We start from the raw sequence: 18,242 nt of genomic DNA on the forward strand, positions 1-18,242 counted from the left end.
ACCTCCGCCTCTGCCCCTCCCCCGGCCTCCGCCCCTGCCGCCACCTCCGCCTCCGCCCCTGCCGCAGGCTCCGTCTCCGCCCCTGCCTCCGCCGCCGCCCCCTCCGCCGCCGTCCCCTCCCCCGCCGCCGGCTCCCGCGCCGTCGGCTGCCCCGGCGCTCTCCACCCGCGCCCCGGACCCCGCACCCTCCTGCACACCGTCACCGCCGACTCCCTCGTCGTCGTCGACCTCGGGCCGCGTACGCGTCGGCCGCTGCGCCCGGCCCGGTCGCCCGGTCCCTACCGGCGGCTGTTCGCCGTGCCCGGCGCCCGTGCCTTCACCGCCGCGAACCTGGTCGCCCGGCTGCCGATGGGCATGTTCAGCGTGAGCGCGGTCGTGATGATCGCCGGGACGCGCGGCTCGTACGCCCTGGCCGGGGCCGTCACCGCGACCGGCCTCGCGGCGACGGCGGTCGTCGCGCCCTGGATCGCCCGGCTGGTCGACCGGCACGGCCAGGCCAGGATCGCCGTCCCGGCGACGGTGTGCGCGGTGCTGGGCTCGCTGTCGCTGCTGCTGTGCGTACGCGTCGGCGCCCCCGACTGGACCCTGTTCGCCTCCTACGCGGCCACCGCCACCACCCCCAACACCGGTGGCATGTCCCGCGCCCGCTGGGCCCTGCTGCTCGACGGCGACGAACGCGCGCTGCACAGCGCGCAGGCCTTCGAGCAGGCCGCCGACGAACTCTGCTTCATGCTGGGCCCGGTCCTCGCGGCCCTGCTGTGCGGCACGTTCTTCCCGGAGGCGGGCACGCTGGTCGCGGCGGTGCTGCTGCTCACCGGGGTGCTGGCCTTCGCCGCGCAGCGCGCCACCGAGCCGCCCGCGCACGGACGGGTGCGGGGCGGCTCCCCGCTCCGCTCCCCCGGCATACCGCCACTGCTCGCCGTCTGCCTGGCGCTCGGCGTGGTGTTCGGGGCGATGGAGGTGGTGACGATCGCCTTCGCGGACGACCGCGGCCACCGGTCGGCGGCGGGCGCGGTGTTGGCGCTCCAGGCGGCCGGATCGTGCGCGGCGGGGCTGGTGTTCGGGGCGGTGCGCCCGGCCGGACCCGCCGCCGCCCGGCTGCCGTGGTGCGTGGCGGCGATGGCGGCCCTGCTGCCGCTGCCGCTGCTCGCGGCGTCGCTGACCGGCTCGCTCGGATGGCTGGCGCTCGCGCTGCTGGCCGCGGGGACCGCGACCGCGCCGGTGATGGTCACCACCATGACGCTGGTGCGTGAGCGCACCCCGCCTGGCCGCCTCAACGAGGGCATGACCCTGGCGGTGACCGGCCTGCTCGGCGGTATCGCCTGCGGCTCGGCGGCCGGCGGCTGGACGGCCGAACACCTGGGCCCCGCCTCCGGTTTCGCCCTCCCGGCGGCAGCGGCGGCGCTGGCCCTCGCGGTGTCCCTCGCGCACCGCCCGCCCCGGCGGCGCCGTCGCTGAATCCCGTCAGGACCATTGACGCGCCCCGTGCCCGCACCTACGGTCCCCCGTCGAAGCGCTTCGACGTCACGCATCGAATCGATTCGACGGACCCGCGTGACGCCCGCCACCCCTCCCATCCGCATTCCCCTGGAGGACATGGATGTTGACGGCACGAAGGCGTACGGCACGGCGGCTGACCACGCTCACGGCGGCGGCGCTCTGCGGCGCCCTGCTGCTGAGCGCGTGCGGCGGCTCGGACAGCGGGTCGGGCGACGCCAAGACGCTCAGGCTCTGGCACTACGAGGGCCCCGACAGCGCGATGGGCGTGGCCTGGAACGCGGCGATCAAGGAGTTCGAGGCCCAACACCCGGGCGTGCAGGTGAAGTTCGAGGAGAAGGGGTTCGAGCAGATCCAGAAGACCGCGCCCATGGTCCTGAACTCCTCCGACGCCCCCGACCTGATGGAGTACAACAAGGGCAACGCGACCGCGGGCCAGCTCTCCAAGCAGGGCCTGCTGACCGATCTGGGCGCCGAGGTGACCGCGCGCGGCTGGGACAAGAAGCTCAGCGCGGCCGTCGCCACGACCAGCAGGTACGACGCGAACGGCGTGATGGGCTCGGGCAAGTGGTACGGGGTGCCCGACTACGCCGAGTACACGATGGTGTTCTACAACAAGGACCTCTTCGCCAAGTACGGGATCGCCCGGCCGAAGACGTTCGACGAACTGACCGCCGCCATGGACGCGTTCGTGAAGAAGGGCGTCACCCCGCTCGCCAACGCGGGCGCCGAGTACGTCGCCCAGCAGTACCTGTACCAGCTGGCCCTGTCGAAGGCCGACCGGTCCTGGGTCGACTCCTACCAGCTCTACCAGGGGAAGACCGACTTCCACGACCCGGCCTGGACGTACGCGGCCGACACCTTCGCCGACTGGGTCAGGAAGGGGTACATCAGCAAGAAGTCGACCGGCACCAAGGCCGAGGACGCGGGCGTCTCCTGGATCCAGGGCAAGGCACCGATCCTGTTCTCCGGCAGCTGGTGGTACGGCCGCTTCCAGAGCGAGGCGAAGTTCGACTGGGACAGCGGCCTGTGGCCGGGGTCGGAGCTGACCCTCGGCTCGGGCGGCAACCTCTGGGTGGTGCCGAAGAACGCGAAGAACAAGGAACTCGCCTACGACTTCATCGACATCACCCTGTCGAAGAAGATCCAGAACCTGCTCGGCGACAAGGGCGGGGTCCCGGTCGCGGCCGACGCCTCCGCCGTCACCGACCCCCGCGCCAAGGCGCTGATCGAGAACTTCAACGCGCTCTCCGACAGGGACGGTCTGGCCTTCTACCCGGACTGGCCGGTCAACGGCTTCTACGACGTCCTCGTCTCCGAGACCCAGAAGCTGATGACGGGCGCCGAGAAACCGGACGGCTACCTCAGCGCCCTCCAGAAGGCGTACGACAAGGGCGTACCGCAGCGATGACGGTCACCGTCGAGGAGGGCACGCGGGCCGCGGGCCGCAGCCGGCCGGACGGCCCGCGCCGCCCCCGCCCGCGCGAGTCGTACGCGCTGTTCCTGCTGCCCGGGGTGCTCGCCTTCCTGGCCGTCGTCATCGTGCCGTTCCTGATGAACACCGGGGTGAGCTTCACCGAGTGGCAGGGCATCGGCACCCCGAAGTGGACCGGCCTCGCCAACTACCGTGAGCTGCTGGACGATGCGGAGTTCTGGGCGTCGTTCCGGCACAGCCTGTTCATGGTGGTCGCGATGGCCGCCGTCCCGACCGCGATCGGACTCGTGCTGGCCGCGGCCCTGTTCGACTACGTCGCCAAGCACCTCGGTGCCCGCGTCGCCGCCGTCCTGCGGGCCTGCTTCTATCTGCCGCAGGTGCTGCCGATCGCGGTCGCCGGCATCGTCTGGAGCTGGATCCTCGCCCCCGACAACGGCTCCCTGAACGCCCTGCTGAAGGCGGTCGGCCTCGGCTCCTGGCAGCAGGACTGGCTCGGCGACCCGGATCTCGCCCTGTACAGCGTGATGGCCGTGATGGTGTGGGTGCAGATCGGCTTCCCGCTGGTGGTGTTCATGGCGGGCCTGCAACGCGTCGACCCGCAGCTGTACGAGGCCGCCGAACTGGACGGCGCCGGCTGGTGGCGCCGGTTCTGGCACATCACGCTGCCGCAGATCCGCCCGGAGACCTCTGTCGTCCTCACCTGGTGCACGATCGCCGCGCTCAAGGTGTTCGGCGCGGTGTACGTGCTGACCAAGGGCGGTCCCGGCGGCGCCACCGACGTCCCGTCGTACTTCTCCTTCTCGACGTTCTTCGAGAAGACGCAGGTCGGCTACGGCGCCGCGATCTCCACCGTGCTCACCGTGCTGATCCTGGCCCTCTCCCTGGTCGGCCTGCGGTTGCAGACCCGCGCCGAGGACACCGCGGAAGGAGTCCGCGCATGACCGTCGCGCTGCGCCGCTACCCGGTGCTCGCCGCCCTCTGCCTCGCGGCCCTCTTCATGGTCGTGCCGTTCCTGATCGTCGCCGTCAACGCGGTCAAGTCGCCCGCCGAGTACGCGGCGAACGGCCCGCTCAGCCTGCCCGACGGCCTCTACCTGGACGGCATCGAGGACTTCTGGAACCGGGTCGACTACGGGCGGAAACTGCTCAACTCCGTGCTGATCAGCGGCTCGGTGGCGGTCCTCGCCGCCGTCCTGTCGCTGCTGAACGCGTACGCGATCGGCATCGGCCGGATCAGGGGCCGCGCCTGGGTGCTCGCCTTCTTCGTGCTGGCGAACATGCTCCCACAGGAGGCGCTGGTCTACCCCGTCTACTACCTGAGCAAGCAGACCGGTCTCTACGACACCCGGCTCAGCGTCATCATCGTCTTCACGGTGGTCCAGGCCGCCTTCGGGACGTATCTGCTCTCCTCGGTGCTCGGCCGGTTCCCGCGCGAGATCATCGAGGCGGCCCGGATCGACGGCGCGAGCCGGTGGCAGATCCTGTGGCGGATCGTGGTCCCGGTCAGCCGCCCGACCCTCGGGGTGCTGCTGGTGTTCTTCTTCATCTGGACCTGGAACGAGTTCCTGCTGCCGCTGGTCATGCTGATCTCCAACGACAACCAGACCGTCTCGGTCGCCCTCGGCGTCCTCCAGGGGCAGCGGCTGATGGACGCCACGATGACCAACGCGGCCGCCCTGCTCGGTGTCCTGCCCGCGCTCGTGTTCTTCCTCGTCTTCCAGCGCACGCTCACCCGCGGCATCGCGGTGGGCGCCGTCAAGTAAGGACCCCCCACGTGAAGTTCAGCGACGGCTACTGGCTGCTGCGCGAGGGCGTCACCGCGGCCCACCCGGCCGAGGTCCTCGATGTCCACGCCACCGACCGCACCCTGGAGATCCACGCGCCGACCCAGCCCATCAGGCACCGCGGCGACCTGCTGAAGGGGCCGGTCATGACGATCGGCGCGCACACCCCGATGCCCGACGTCATCGGCGTCACCCTCACCCACTTCGCGGGCGAGGACCCGCCAGGGCCCGAATTCGACCTGCGGCAGCAGGAGTTCACCCCGGACATCGCCTACGACGACGAGCACGCGACCCTCACCTCGGGGGCGCTGTCGGTCCGCTTCGCGCGCACCGGACCCTGGCAGGTCGACTTCCTCGCGCACGGCCGCACCCTCACCGACAGCGGCCGCAAGGGCATGGGGATCATGCGGGACGCCACCGGCACCCACCATCTGCGCGACCAACTCGGCCTGGGCGTGGGCACCTCCGTGTACGGCCTCGGGGAGAGGTTCGGTCCGCTCGTCAAGAACGGCCAGGTGGTGGACATCTGGAACGCCGACGGCGGCACCGCCACCGAACAGGCCTACAAGAACGTCCCGTTCTACCTGACGGACGCCGGCTACGGCGTCTTCGTCGACCACCCGGGCAAGGTGTCCTTCGAGGTCGGCTCGGAGACGGTGTCCCGGGTCCAGTTCAGCGTGCCGGGCCAGCGGCTGACGTACTACGTCATCTACGGGCCCACCCCCAAGGACATCCTCCGCAAGTACACCGCCCTCACCGGCCGGCCCGCCCTGCCGCCCGCCTGGTCGTTCGGGCTGTGGCTGTCGACGTCGTTCACCACGTCCTACGACGAGAAGACCGTGACGTCCTTCATCGACGGCATGCGGGAACGCGAACTCCCGCTCTCCGTCTTCCACTTCGACTGCTTCTGGATGCGCGAGTTCCAGTGGTGCGACTTCACCTGGGACCCGCGCGTCTTCCCCGACCCGGAAGGCATGCTGGCCCGCCTCAAGGAGCGCGGACTGCGCGTCTGCGTGTGGATCAACCCGTACATCGCGCAGCGCTCCCCGCTGTTCGCCGAGGGCAAGGCGCTCGGCCATCTGCTGCGCCGTCCGGACGGCGGCGTCTGGCAGTGGGACCTGTGGCAGCCCGGCATGGCCCTGGTCGACTTCACCAGCCCCGCCGCCCGCGACTGGTACGCGGCCAAACTCCAGGCCCTGCTCGACCAGGGCGTCGACTGCTTCAAGACCGACTTCGGCGAGCGGGTCCCCCTCGACGTGGCCTGGTCCGACGGCTCCGACCCGGAACGGATGCACAACCACTACGCCTACCTCTACAACCAGACCGTCTTCGAGGTGCTGCGCCGGAACCGCGGTGACGGCGACGCCGTCGTCTTCGCCCGCTCCGCGACCGTCGGCGGCCAGCGGTTCCCGGTGCACTGGGGCGGCGACTGCGAGGCCAGCTACCCGTCGATGGCCGAGTCGCTGCGCGGCGGACTCTCCCTCGGCCTCTCCGGCTTCGGCTACTGGAGCCACGACATCGGCGGCTTCGAGGGCACCCCCACGCCCGCCCTGTTCAAACGCTGGCTCGCCTTCGGCCTGCTCTCCTCGCACAGCAGGCTGCACGGCTCGTCCTCGTACCGGGTGCCCTGGCTCTTCGACGAGGAGTCGGTGGACGTCCTGCGCCGCTTCACCCGCCTCAAGCTCAGCCTGATGCCCTACCTGTACGAGGCCGCCCGCACCGCGCACACCGAGGGCGTCCCCATGATGCGGGCGATGGTCCTCGAGTTCCCCGACGACCCCGGCTGCGCCCACCTGGAACGCCAGTTCATGCTCGGCCCCGACCTGCTGGTCGCGCCGGTCTTCGACGACGAGGGAGACGTCTCCTACTACGTGCCCGAGGGCACCTGGACCCACCTGCTGACCGGCGGGACGGTGACCGGGCCGCGCTGGACCCGTGAACGGCACGGGTTCGACAGCGTGCCGCTGCTGGTGCGCCCCGGCGCGGTGATCCCGGTCGGCGCGGTGGACGACCGGCCCGACTACGACCACGCCGACGACGTCACCCTGCGCGCGTTCGGCCTCGCCCGCGGCGCCCAGGTGACGGTGGCGGTGGGCGCCGTCACCTTCACCGTCGCCCGGGAGGGCGACACCCTGCGGGCGAGCTGCGCCGACCCCGCCGCGCCCTGGGGCCTGGCCGCAGGGGACCGGGAGGTCAGGGCGGCGGCCGGGACCGGGTTCCTCACCCTGGAGCTGTCCTGATGGTGAAGATCACCGACGTGGCCCGGCACGCCGGGGTCTCCCCCAGCACCGTGTCCTACGCGCTCAGCGGCAAACGCCCCATCTCCGAGGAGACCAGGCGCCGGGTCGAGGACTCCATCCGCGAGCTGGGCTACCGTCCGCACGCCGGCGCCCGCGCCCTGGCGAGCAGCCGCTCCAACGTGCTGGCGCTGGTCGCGCCGTTACGCACCGGCATCCACGTCCCGGTCGTCATGCAGTTCGCGGTCTCCGTGGTGACCACCGCCCGCCGCCACGACCACGATGTGCTGCTGCTCACCCAGGAGGAGGGCGAGGACGGGCTGCGCCGGGTCGCGGACACCGCGCTGGTGGACGCCCTGATCGTGATGGACGTCCAACTCCACGACCCCCGGCTGCCGTTGCTGCGCGACCTGGACCGGCCCTCGGTGCTGATCGGGTTCCCGGCCGAGCCTGACGGCCTGACCTGCGTCGACCTCGACTTCCGGGCGGCGGGCGAGCGGTGCGTGGAGCATCTGGCGCGGCTCGGGCACCGGACGGTGGCGCTGGTCGGATCACCGCCCGAGGTCTATGTGCGGCGGACGGCGTTCGCGCAGCGGGTGGTGCAGGGGTTCACCGGGGCCGCCGACCGGGCGGGCATGGCGTCGTCGGTGCACCCCTGTGAGGCGTCCCCCGCCGCCGCCCGCCGGGCCGCGGAACGGCTGCTGCGCGAGCAGCCCGCGCTGACCGGGGTGGTCGTGCACAACGAGGCCGTCCTCGAACCGCTGATCGACGCCTTCGAGCAGCTCGGGCTGCGGGTGCCGGGCGATCTGTCGGTGACGGCGATCTGCCCGGACGAGCTGGCCGCGTCCCTGCGGGTACCGGTCACGTCGGTGGCGCTGCCCTCGGCGGAGCTGGGGGAACGGGCGGTGGGGCTGCTGATGCGGAAACTGGACGCCGGCGGCGAGCCGGTGCCGGGGGCTACCCTGCTGCCGCCGCGGCTGACCGAGCGGGCCAGCACGGCACCACGGGCGGCGCCCGGCGCGTGAGAGGAGACGACGAGGGCCCGGTGGTCTGGTGACCACCGGGCCCTCAACATGGGGTTTGTGGAGATGGCGGGAATCGAACCCGCGTCCAACGGTGCAAAATCAGGGCTTCTCCGTGTGCAGTTCGCTGCGATTTTCTCGGCCCCGGTGATCACGCGAACAAGTCGCCGACGGGCCCAGTCACTGTTTGATTTCCCATTCGACCCCGTGACCGGGCCGAATGGTTTAGTTCCCTAGATTATGCCAGGGTCCGGGTCGGGAACATCCCCGGGCTGACACCCATTTAGGGTCCTTCAGTCACTGCTTATCAGGCAGCGAGGGCGAAGGACTGGGAATCGCGCTTGGAATTGGCGATTATTGGTTGCGACATATGGTTAACGAGATCATTGCCGCTTCCTCGACACGCTTCCCCTGCTTCAACAGCCGCTGTCGAAACCGATCATCCCCATGTTGTTTTTTCAATCCCCCGGGGAGACCCTCCGAAGAGGTCCTCCGAGGAGGGGTGCGCACCCGCCGTGGGGTGCAGTGCCATCGTACGTGACCAACACGGACGCGTGCCACCGTATTCCCGCGCGCTACTCGCCCCGCTGCTTCCGCTTGGCCGCGGCGATGGCGCGGTCCGACTCCCGGCGGTCCTGCTTCTCCCGCAGGGTCTGCCGCTTGTCGTACTCCTTCTTGCCCCGGGCGAGCGCGATCTCGGCCTTCGCCCGGCCGTCCTTGAAGTACAGGGCGAGGGGCACGATCGTGTGACCCGTCTCCTCCGACTTCGACGCCAGCTTGTCGATCTCCTCGCGGTGCAGCAGCAGCTTCCGCTTGCGCCGCACGGTGTGGTTGGTCCAGGTGCCCTGGCTGTACTCGGGGATGTGGGCGTTGTGCAGCCACGCCTCGCCGCCGTCGATCTGGACGAAGCCGTCCGCCAGCGACGCGCGTCCCTGGCGCAGCGACTTCACCTCGGTGCCGGTGAGCACGAGCCCGGCCTCGTAGGTGTCGATGATCGCGTAGTCGTGCCGCGCCTTCTTGTTCTGCGCGACCATCTTGCGCTTGCCGTCCCTGGGCCTGCCGGACGCTCCCTGGCTGCCCTGCTTCTGCTGGGACTCTTTCGGTACGTACATTGCCTTGGCCATAGTGCTGCCCATTTTCGCACTACACGGGGGGTGCCAGGGAAGTCGTTTAACGGGCGGGGCTAGCGTCCGAGGCCGCCGAGCACCGTGCGGGCCCGTTCCACGGCGTCCCGGTCCGCGTCCAGGTCGGGGGTGATGCCGCGGCCGTCGACGCCGCGCCCGGAGGGGGTGCGGTAGTGGCCGACGGTCAGTTCGGCGACCGAGCCGCCGGGCAGCCGGCTCGGCATCTGCACCGAGCCCTTGCCGAAGGTGCGGGAGCCCACGACGACGGCCCGGCCGCGGTCCTGGAGGGCGCCGGTGAGGAGTTCGGCCGCGCTCATCGTGCCGCCGTCGACGAGCACCACCAGCGGGCTCGCCGTGTCGCCGCCGGACGCGGCGTGCAGGGCGCGCTGCTCGCCGTCCACGTCGTAGGTGGCGACGAGGCCGCCGTCGAGGAAGGCGGAGGCGGCGGTGACGGCCTCGGAGACCAGGCCGCCGGAGTTGCCGCGCAGGTCGAGGATGACGCCGTCGCCCGCCGCGGCCTGCCGGGCGGCGGCCGCGATGGTGTCACCCGACCCCTTGGTGAACGCGGACACCGTGATCACCGTGGCCTCGCCCTCGGCGCGGCGCACGGTCACCGAGTCGGTGGACAGCTCCGCCCTGCGCAGGGTGCGGCTCCAGTCGCGCGCGCCGCGGGCCAGGCCGAGCCGCACCTCGGTGCCCGCCTCCGCGTCGGTGGCGTCGCCGCGCAGCAGCGAGACGACCTCGGTGACCGGACGGCCGTCGACCTTCTCGCCGTCGACAGTGCGCAGCCGGTCGCCCTGGTGGATGCCGGCCGCGGCGGCGGGCGACCCGGACTGCACCCGGGTCACCTGGATCCTGCCGTCCCGCTCGCGCCGCGCGGACAGGCCGACGCCGGTGTATCGGCCGTCGAGCGCGTCCTCGAACTCCTCGTACTCGCCCGGGGAGTAGACCGCGCCCCAGCGGTCGCCGCTGCGGCTGACGGCGCGTTCGGCGGCCTCCATAGGCGACTTGCCCGCGGCCATCGCCTCGGCGGCGGCCCGCGCCACGTCCTCGTGCCGGACCGGGCGCGGACCTGAGCCGTCCGCGCCGACGGCCGAGGCGGGTTCGGGCTCCGCGGCGGGGAGCGAGCCGGTCGCCGCGCCTGCCACCAGGACGCTCGCGAACACCATGGTCAGGGCGGCCCCGCGGCGGACGCGGCGAGGCTGACAGAGGGGTTCCTGGCCTGACATGCCGGTGAGTCTAGGACAAGCGGAAGGGCCGCACGGTCGGTTGACCGCACGGCCCTCTTGGCATGTGTCACACCTTCAAGTACTTGCGCAGCGCGAAGAACGCGGCCAGCGCGGGCATCAGCAGACTGGTCGCGAGGATGAGCGGCAGCTTCGTCAGGACGGCGTCCCAGCCGATGAAGTTGATCAGGTTCAGCTTCTCGGACAGGGCCAGGCCGTGGTCGATGATGAAGTACCGGGCCAGCACCAGGAATCCGCAGGCGACGGTGCCGCCGATGAGTCCGGCGACCGCGGCCTCCGCGATGAACGGCGCCTGGATGTAGAAGCCGGACGCGCCGACCAGGCGCATGATGCCGGTCTCGCGGCGGCGGCTGAACGCGGAGACGCGCACGGTGTTGACGATCAGCATCAGGGCGACCACCAGCATCAGCGCCATCACCGCGCGGGCCGCCCAGTTCATGCCGTTGAGGAGGCCGAACAGGTTGTCCAGGATGCCCTTCTGGTCCTGCACCGACTGCACGCCGTCCCTGCCGTCGAAGGCGGTCGCGATGACCTGGTACTTCTCCGGGTCCTTCAACTTGATCCGGTACGACTCCTGCATCTGGTCCGGCGTGAGGGAGCTGGCCAGCGGCGAGTCGCCGAACTGCTGCTTGTAGTGCTTGTACGCGTCGTCCTGGGACTCGTAGGTGACCTTCTGGATGACGGTCGTCATCTTCTCCAGGTCGCCGAGGATCGACTTCTTCTGGTCGTCGGTGACCGCGCCCTTGGCGCAGTTGGGGTCCGACTCGGCGTCGCTCTTGTTGCAGAGGAAGACCGAGACGTTGACCTTGTCGTACCAGTAGCCCTTCATGGTGGTGACCTGGTCGCTCATCAGCAGCGAACCGCCGAACAGGGCCAGGGACAGGGCGACGGAGACGATGACGGCGAAGGTCATCGTCAAGTTGCGGCGGAGACCGACACCGATCTCCGACAGAACGAACTGGGCGCGCATGGCGTCGGGTTATGCCTTTCCGTGGACGGTCGCGGTCAGTGCTGGTAGCCGTAGACGCCGCGGGCCTGGTCGCGGACGAGGCGTCCCTTCTCCAGCTCGATGACGCGCTTGCGCATCTGGTCCACGATGTTCTGGTCGTGCGTGGCCATCACCACGGTGGTGCCGGTCCTGTTGATGCGGTCGAGCAGCTTCATGATGCCGACCGAGGTCTGCGGGTCGAGGTTGCCGGTGGGCTCGTCCGCGATCAGCAGCTTGGGCCGGTTGACGAAGGCGCGCGCGATGGCCACGCGCTGCTGCTCACCGCCGGACAGCTCACCCGGTCTGCGGTCCTCCTTGCCGCCGAGCCCGACGAGGTCGAGCACCTGCGGCACGGACTTGCGGATCTCGCCCTTCGACTTGCCGATGACCTCCTGCGCGAAGGCCACGTTCTCGGCGACCGTCTTGTTGGGCAGCAGGCGGAAGTCCTGGAAGACGGTGCCCAACTGGCGGCGCATCTGCGGCACCTTCCAGTTGGAGAGCCGCGCGAGGTCTTTGCCCAGCACGTGCACCTGGCCGTGACTGCACCGCTCCTCGCGGAGGATGAGCCGCAGGAAGGTGGACTTGCCGGAGCCTGAGGAGCCGACGAGGAAGACGAACTCGCCTTTCTCGACTTCCAGGGAGACGTCCCTGAGTGCGGGGTGGGTCTGCTTGGGGTAGACCTTGGAGACGTTGTCGAATCGGATCACGGGTGCACCACGGGTCGCCGGGGGTAGATGAGCGTGACCATACGCGAACCGGGTGTGCGAGCGCAGGCGCCGGTCGGGGTTGCGTAGGAGTTGTGCGGTTTGTGCCCACCCGCGTCCACCGCCGGGCCGGGCGGTGGAGGGCGACCCCGCGCACCGCGCGGAGGAACCTGGCACAGTGGAGGGGGAACGTTCTTCGCCCGGGGGACGTTCTGATACGTGGAACCGTCGCAAGGAGGGCGAGCGCATGACGTACGACCGGCTGGTGTGCGCGAACTGCGCGGCCCCCGTCAGTGAGGGCCGGTGCCCGGTGTGCCGGGCCAACCGCGAGCGGCTGCAGCACGAGAACTTCTTCGCCGGGCTGAACCCGGCGGCCCTGATCGCCCTGCTCGCGGTGCTGATCGCGGCGGTGGCCCTGCTGGCCCACCAGACCGCCTAGCGGGCGGGCCGCGGGGCCCGGGGGGCCCATGGAGTACGCCGGAGGGCCCGGAGCGTGGATTCGCTCCGGGCCCTCCGTCGCGCTGTGTGGCGTCGCGCTCACTCAGGGTGTGCGCGTTCGCCCGGGGTCAGGCGGCGGCGCCACCGCGGCCGGCCGCCAGGCGCGGCAGGATGCGGAAGCCGATGCCACCGGCGATCATCGTGGCGGCACCGATGACCAGGAAGGTGGTCTGCGCGGCGCCGGTCTCGGCCAGCTCGTCGCCGCCGCCCTGGGCGGAGGTGGCGGAGCGGGTGTCGGTGAGGGCGGAGGTGCCCTCTTCCTGGGCGGAGGTGCCGGAGCCGCCGTTGGGGTCGTTCTGGTTGCCGCCCGTGCCGTTGCCGTTGCCGGCACCGCCGCCGTGGGTCGGGGCGGTGGTGGGCTTCTCGGAGGGGCCGGAGGTGGGCTCCTGCGTGGGCTGGGTGGGCTGCTCGGTCGGCTGCGTCGGCTGCTCGGTGGGCTGCGTCGGCTGCTCCGTCGGCTCCTCGGTGGGCTCCTCGGTCGGTTCGTCCGTGGGCAGGACGGTCTCGGTGGGCGTCGGCGTCGGGGTGACGCAGATGTCCAGGATGTCGCAGTCGTCGGCGGCGGCGACGCCGGCGGCGGTCACCGAGGCTCCGACAGCGATCACGGCACCCGCGGCGATCCGCGCGACACGGATCCGCGTCTTCTTCGTCATGTGGTTGCTACCCCCAGTAGCTGATCGTCGATGAGGCGGCGCTCGGGGTGGTGATCGACGAGAGCGGACGGCAACAGCCGGATGAGAGCCCCCGGTTCACATGCGCCCCGCAGACACGCATGCCACGCTTCACCCAACCCACTTTTCACCACAACGTCAAGGCTGTCCCGTTCGCAAATGTCCCTCTAGGCGACCTTTGCAGGGTGTTGGCTTCTGTGAGTGTGATGTAAAACCCGGACATCCGGCGCGGGACGGGAGACACGAAAGGCAACTGCCGTCCGGTGGACGGCAGTTGCCTTGTCGACAAACTTACTTCTCCTGCTGCTTGCGCCAGCGAATCCCGGCTTCGAGGAAGCCGTCGATCTCGCCGTTGAAGACGGCCTCGGGGTTGCCGACCTCGAAGTCGGTGCGCAGGTCCTTGACCATCTGGTACGGGTGCAGCACGTACGAACGCATCTGGTTGCCCCAGGAGTTGCCGCCGTCGCCCTTGAGGGCGTCCATCCGGGCCTGCTCCTCCTGGCGGCGCCGCTCCAGGAGCTTGGCCTGGAGGACGTTCATCGCGGTGGCCTTGTTCTGGATCTGCGAGCGCTCGTTCTGGCAGGAGACCACGATGCCGGTGGGGATGTGGGTCAGCCGCACCGCGGAGTCGGTGGTGTTGACGCCCTGGCCGCCGGGGCCCGAGGAGCGGTACACGTCCACCCGCAGCTCCGACTCGTCGATCTCGACGTGGTCGGTCTGCTCGACCACCGGCAGCACCTCGACGCCCGCGAAGGACGTCTGGCGGCGGCCCTGGTTGTCGAAGGGCGAGATGCGCACCAGGCGGTGGGTGCCCTGCTCGACCGAGAGGGTGCCGTAGGCGTACGGCACCTGCACGGCGAAGGTGGTGGACTTGATGCCCGCCTCCTCCGCGTACGACGTCTCGTAGATCTCGGTCTTGTAGCCGCGCTGCTCGGCCCAGCGCAGGTACATCCGCTGGAGCTTCTCGGCGAAGTCGGCGGCGTCGACGCCGCCCGCCTCGGCACGGATGTTGACGAGCGCCTCGCGGGAGTCGTACTCACCGCTGAGCAGCGTCCTGACCTCCATCTCGTCCAGCGCCTTCTTGACGGCGATCAGCTCGGAGTCGGCCTCGGCGCGGGTGTCCGGGTCGTCCTCCTCCTCGGCCATCTCGAACAGCACGGAGAGATCGTCGATCCGGCCGCGCAGCGCCTCGGCCTTCCTGACCTCGGCCTGGAGGTGGCTCAGCTTGCTGGTGATCTTCTGCGCCTCGTCCGGGTTGTCCCACAGGGACGGCGCGGCCGCCTGCTCCTCGAGCACGGCGATGTCGGCCCTCAGCCTGTCGAGGTCCAGGACGGCCTCGATCGACTCCATGGTCGAGGAGAGGGACTTGAGTTCTTCAGATACATCGACGACTGCCACGCGTCCAGCGTAACGGCTGTGGCAACCGGCGAGGCTCCCCGGCGCCGGTCCCGCTCCGCGGACGGCGCCCGCGGCGGCGGGCCGGGCCACCGGGCCCGGGGCCGCCGCCCCCCGGCCCTCCCCCGGCGCCGCGGGGCGTGACGGCCGGGTCAGGGGGTGGTGCGCGCCGGGTCGGGGGCCCGGTCAGGGGTCGTGGGGGCCGGGTCAGGGGCGCCTGGTCAGGAGTGGTGGGGGCCGGGTCAAGGGTGGTGCGCGCCGGGTCAAGGGTGGTGCGCGCCGGGTCAAGGGTGGTGCGCGCCGGGTCAGGGGGCACGGTCAGGGCTGGTGCGCGCCGGGTCAGGGGCGCCCGGTCAGGGATGGTGGCGGCCGGGTCAGGGGCTGGTGGGGGCCGGGTCAGGGGCGCCCGGTCAGGGATGGTGGCGCCCCGGTCAGGGGCTGGTGGGTGCCGAGTTCTTCGTGTCCTGGGGCGGGGAGCCCGCGTCGTCGCCGCCGGTGGCCCACCAGGTGCCCGCGCCCACCGCCGCGATCAGGGCGAGGGCGCCCGCGCTCAGGGCGATGCGCCGGCGGCGGGCCTGGGCGCGGTGGCGGGCCGAGCCGGGGCGGCGGGCGCCGGGCGCGCGGGGCACCCGGGCGGTGCCGTGCGCGCCGCCCGCCAGTTCGTCGGCGGCCGGGACGCGCATCGACGTGTGGGTGTCGCGGTTGGAGTCGGCGGGCTTGGCGCCGGGGACCAGCGGGACCGCGCCCCGGCGGCGGGCCGGGCGGTCCGACGCGGCGGGTGCCGCGTTCTCGGCGCCCCGGGAGTCGGGCTGGTCCGCCGGTTCGGCCGGGCCGGCCGGTCCGGACGGCTCGGAGTCGGGCTCGTCGACGTCGAGCGGGGGCATGCCGGCGAGCATCGGCAGCAGCTCGCGCAGCCTGACGCCCAGCTCGGAGGCGCGCAGCCGGGAGGCGGGGGCCTTGGCGAGGCACTGGACCATCAGCTGCCACAGCTCGTCGGGGATGCCGGGCAGCGGCGCGACGCTCTCGGTGACATGGCGGCGCAGGACCGCCCCGGGGTGGCCGCCGCCGAACGGCGTGAAGCCGGCGAGCAGCTCGTAGAGGACCGTGGCCAGGGCGTAGATGTCGACGGCCGCGCGCGGGGGCAGCCCCTCGACGATCTCGGGGGCCAGGTAGTCGGGGGTGCCGATGATCTTCGTGGCGCGGGTGCGGCGCGGGGAGTCGATCAGCTTCGCGACGCCGAAGTCGGTCAGCAGCGCGGGGTGCGAGCCGCCGGGTCCGAGCGGGCCCTGCATGTCCAGCAGGACGTTCTCCGGTTTGACGTCCCGGTGCACGACCCCGGCCGCGTGCGCGGCGGCGAGCGCGTCGGCGACGTCCGCGACGATCGCCACCGCGGCCTCGGGCGCCATCCGCCGGTCGCGGTCGAGGCGGGTGCGCAGGTCGGTGCCGCGGACCAGGTCCATGACGAGCGCGAGGTCGTTGCCGTCGACCACCAGGTCACGGACCGAGACGACGTTCGGGTGGTCGAGGACGAGGAGGGCGGTGCGCTCCTGCACGAAACGGCCGACCAGCTCCTGGTCGGACGCGAGGTCCTCACGCAGGAGCTTCACGGCCACGGGTCCTTCCGGTCCCTCGCCGAGCCACACCGTGCCGGCGCTGCCCCGTCCCAGGATCTGGTTCGCGGTGTACCGGCTGCCGATCTTCCGTGCCAAGACTGCTCCTACCGACGCGTGTTGCCGCTCAAACTACGCGTCCGAGGAGCCAACCTTCACCGCGGAGACGGAAATCACCCACCTGGTGTCGACAAATCCCCAACGTCAGTTGCCCGGCGTGTTGCCGTTGCTCAGGTCGCCGATCCAGCCGGTCACCGTGGTGAACCAGTCGCTCAGCTGTTCCCAGTAGCCCTTGCCGGTGCCGATCCACTCCTGGAGCGGGCTCAGCTCCCAGACAAGCCAGCCCGCCACGAACAGGATGACCAGCGTGAACAGGCATCCCTTGAGGCAGCCGAGGCCGGGGATCTTCATCGGGTTGGCGCTGCGCTGCCTGGGCTCGCGCGGCTCGCGGGCGGGCTGCCGCGGGGTGGGCGGCGGGGTGTAGCGCTGCGGCTGCGGCTCCTGGCGCGGCGGGGCGTACTGCTGGCGCCGCCCGCGCTCCTGCCGGGGCTGCTGCTGCGGCTGCTGTTGCTGCTGCTGGTCCTGCGGGTAGCCGTAGCCGGGCTGCTGCTGCGGGCGCTGCACCTGCCGCTGCGGGCGGCGGCGCAGCGGGTCCTCGTTCGGGTCGAGGTACTGGACCTGGGTCTGTTCGTTGCGGTCGCGGGCCGCGCGGAGCTGGTTCTGCCAGGGGTGCGGCTGCTCGGGCTGCCCGCCGGGCTGCCCGCCGGGCTGTCCTGGCGGCACCGGCGGCAGCACGGCGGTGGGGTCGGCGGCGCCGGCCTGCCCGGGGCCGCCGGTGTGCGGCAGCACGCTGGTCGCCGCGCTCGGGTCGTAGGCCCCGGCGTGGTGCGGCAGCACCTGCGTCGGGTCGGCGGAGCCGGGCACCCCGGCTCCCGGCCCGCCCGAACCGGGCACCGAGGCGGGGTCCTGGTCGGGTCCGAGGAGCGAGCCGACGGCGTCGGCCGCGGCGATCTGCGCGGAGCCGGCGTGCACGCCGATGCCCTCGGCGACGACCCGCAGGGCGTGCGCGAGGTTCTCGGCACTGGGGCGTTCGTCGGGGTTCTTGCGCAGGCAGCGCTCGATGACCGTCCACAGCGGGTCGGGGACCGTGGAGGGGCGGCGCGGTTCGGCGCTCAGGTGCTGGTGCAGGACTTCGAGTGCGGAGCCGCCGCCGAACGGGGGGCGGCCGGTGACCAGCTCGTACATCAGGATGCCGGCGCCGTAGATGTCGACGGCGGAGGTCTGCGGGCGGCCCTCGGCGGACTCCGGCGCCACGTACGCGGGCGTGCCGACGAATTCGTGGGTGCGGGTGAGGCCCGGGGAGTCGGCGAGGCGCGCGATGCCGAAGTCGGTGAGCATCGGGTGCATCTGGTCGCCGTACTGCCGCAGCAGCACATTGGCCGGTTTCAGATCACGGTGGACCACGCCGTCGGCGTGGCTCGCGGCGAGCGCGTCGGCGACCTGGGCGGTGAGCAGGGCCGCGCCGACCGGGCTGAAGGGGCCGTTCTCGCGCAGGTAGCGGTGCAGGTCGGGGCCGTCGACGAGGTCCATGACGAGGGCGAGGAGATCGCCCTCGACGACGAGGTCGCGGACCCGGACGATGTTCGGGTGGGTCAGCCGCAGCAGCACCGAGCGCTCGCGCAGGAACCGCATCACGATGTCGGGGTCGCTCGCCAGCTCCTCCTTGAGGACCTTGATCGCGACGGTCTCGCCGGGCTGGCCGGGCACGGCCGCCTCGGCACCCGCGGTCTCACGCTGGCGGGCTCGCCAGACGGTGCCCGTGGCGCCGCGTCCGAGCGGCTCCTCGAGCAGGTACTTGCTGCCAACCGGCCGCACGTCATGCGCTCCCTGCTGCTTGTCGCTGCTTGCCTGGGTTCCGACCCACTGTAGTGCCGGGCGGACCGGCACCGGCTCTCATCCTTCCCTGCGCCCTGCGCCCTGCGCCCTGCGTCCCGCGCACCGGCCGTCGCGGTCATCGCCACCGTCGCGGTC

15 protein-coding genes and 1 other RNA gene are annotated in these 18,242 nt (G+C 71.7%); 7 read left to right on the plus strand and 9 right to left on the minus strand.

Annotated elements, in window-relative coordinates:
* Positions 1–189 precede the first annotated feature (189 nt).
* From DDJ31_RS15305 to DDJ31_RS15330, 6 genes are all read left to right on the plus strand, one after another.
* Positions 190–1,458, plus strand: coding sequence for an MFS transporter (locus DDJ31_RS15305; RefSeq protein ID WP_127182777.1), 1,269 nt, complete (start codon positions 190–192; stop codon positions 1,456–1,458).
* 142 nt (positions 1,459–1,600) lie between these two features.
* Positions 1,601–2,908 carry an extracellular solute-binding protein gene (locus DDJ31_RS15310; protein WP_127179730.1) on the plus strand — a complete coding sequence of 436 codons (1,308 nt, stop codon included), beginning with the start codon at positions 1,601–1,603 and terminating at the stop codon, positions 2,906–2,908.
* The gene (locus DDJ31_RS15315) at positions 2,905–3,873 is read left to right on the plus strand and encodes a carbohydrate ABC transporter permease (protein ID WP_127179729.1); all 969 of its coding nucleotides are present in this window, start codon (positions 2,905–2,907) and stop codon (positions 3,871–3,873) included. Before DDJ31_RS15310 ends, DDJ31_RS15315 begins: the two co-directional genes overlap by 4 nt.
* On the plus strand, positions 3,870–4,694 hold the full coding sequence (locus DDJ31_RS15320) for a carbohydrate ABC transporter permease (protein WP_127179728.1): 825 nt from the start codon (positions 3,870–3,872) through the stop codon (positions 4,692–4,694). The genes DDJ31_RS15315 and DDJ31_RS15320 overlap by 4 nt, the downstream gene beginning before the upstream one ends.
* 11 nt (positions 4,695–4,705) lie before the next feature.
* A complete protein-coding gene (gene yicI, locus DDJ31_RS15325) occupies positions 4,706–6,955 on the plus strand; it encodes an alpha-xylosidase (RefSeq protein ID WP_127179727.1) in 2,250 nt (749 codons plus the stop codon).
* The gene (locus tag DDJ31_RS15330; RefSeq protein WP_127179726.1) at positions 6,955–7,977 is read left to right on the plus strand and encodes a LacI family DNA-binding transcriptional regulator; all 1,023 of its coding nucleotides are present in this window, start codon (positions 6,955–6,957) and stop codon (positions 7,975–7,977) included. Before yicI ends, DDJ31_RS15330 begins: the two co-directional genes overlap by 1 nt.
* A 55-nt stretch (positions 7,978–8,032) precedes the next feature.
* On the opposite strand, the gene ssrA is transcribed toward DDJ31_RS15330, so the two are convergent.
* The 5 genes from ssrA to ftsE all read right to left on the minus strand — a co-directional run bounded on the left by ssrA (position 8,033) and on the right by ftsE (position 12,040).
* Positions 8,033–8,421: a transfer-messenger RNA gene (ssrA, locus tag DDJ31_RS15335) on the minus strand.
* Between the two features lie 128 nt (positions 8,422–8,549).
* A complete protein-coding gene (gene smpB, locus DDJ31_RS15340) occupies positions 8,550–9,086 on the minus strand; it encodes an SsrA-binding protein SmpB (RefSeq protein WP_171480830.1) in 537 nt (178 codons plus the stop codon).
* Between the two features lie 71 nt (positions 9,087–9,157).
* Positions 9,158–10,327, minus strand: coding sequence for a S41 family peptidase (locus tag DDJ31_RS15345; protein ID WP_127179724.1), 1,170 nt, complete (start codon positions 10,325–10,327; stop codon positions 9,158–9,160).
* 67 nt (positions 10,328–10,394) lie between these two features.
* Entirely contained in the window at positions 10,395–11,315 is a 921-nt protein-coding gene (gene ftsX, locus DDJ31_RS15350) for a permease-like cell division protein FtsX (RefSeq protein ID WP_127179723.1), read from the minus strand.
* 35 nt (positions 11,316–11,350) lie between these two features.
* On the minus strand, positions 11,351–12,040 hold the full coding sequence (gene ftsE, locus DDJ31_RS15355; protein ID WP_059203505.1) for a cell division ATP-binding protein FtsE: 690 nt from the start codon (positions 12,038–12,040) through the stop codon (positions 11,351–11,353).
* A gap of 244 nt (positions 12,041–12,284) precedes the next feature.
* On the opposite strand from ftsE, the gene DDJ31_RS15360 reads away from it, so the two are divergent.
* Positions 12,285–12,476 (plus strand): hypothetical protein, encoded by a 192-nt coding sequence (locus tag DDJ31_RS15360; RefSeq protein WP_093824555.1) that lies wholly within the window; start codon positions 12,285–12,287, stop codon positions 12,474–12,476.
* A 127-nt stretch (positions 12,477–12,603) separates the two neighbouring features.
* Here DDJ31_RS15360 and DDJ31_RS15365 read toward each other — a convergent pair whose 3' ends face one another.
* The 4 genes from DDJ31_RS15365 to DDJ31_RS15380 all read right to left on the minus strand — a co-directional run bounded on the left by DDJ31_RS15365 (position 12,604) and on the right by DDJ31_RS15380 (position 18,086).
* Entirely contained in the window at positions 12,604–13,188 is a 585-nt protein-coding gene (locus DDJ31_RS15365) for a hypothetical protein (protein ID WP_127179722.1), read from the minus strand.
* 309 nt (positions 13,189–13,497) lie between these two features.
* The gene (prfB, locus tag DDJ31_RS15370; protein ID WP_127179721.1) at positions 13,498–14,604 is read right to left on the minus strand and encodes a peptide chain release factor 2; all 1,107 of its coding nucleotides are present in this window, start codon (positions 14,602–14,604) and stop codon (positions 13,498–13,500) included.
* A 428-nt stretch (positions 14,605–15,032) separates the two neighbouring features.
* Positions 15,033–16,310 carry a serine/threonine-protein kinase gene (locus DDJ31_RS15375; RefSeq protein WP_127179720.1) on the minus strand — a complete coding sequence of 426 codons (1,278 nt, stop codon included), beginning with the start codon at positions 16,308–16,310 and terminating at the stop codon, positions 15,033–15,035.
* Between the two features lie 105 nt (positions 16,311–16,415).
* Positions 16,416–18,086, minus strand: a complete 1,671-nt coding sequence (locus DDJ31_RS15380; RefSeq protein ID WP_127179719.1) for a serine/threonine-protein kinase — start codon at positions 18,084–18,086, stop codon at positions 16,416–16,418.
* Between the last annotated feature and the right edge of the window lie 156 nt (positions 18,087–18,242).

Origin of the sequence: Streptomyces griseoviridis (genome assembly GCF_005222485.1) — a bacterium.
Lineage (GTDB): Bacteria > Actinomycetota > Actinomycetes > Streptomycetales > Streptomycetaceae > Streptomyces > Streptomyces hintoniae.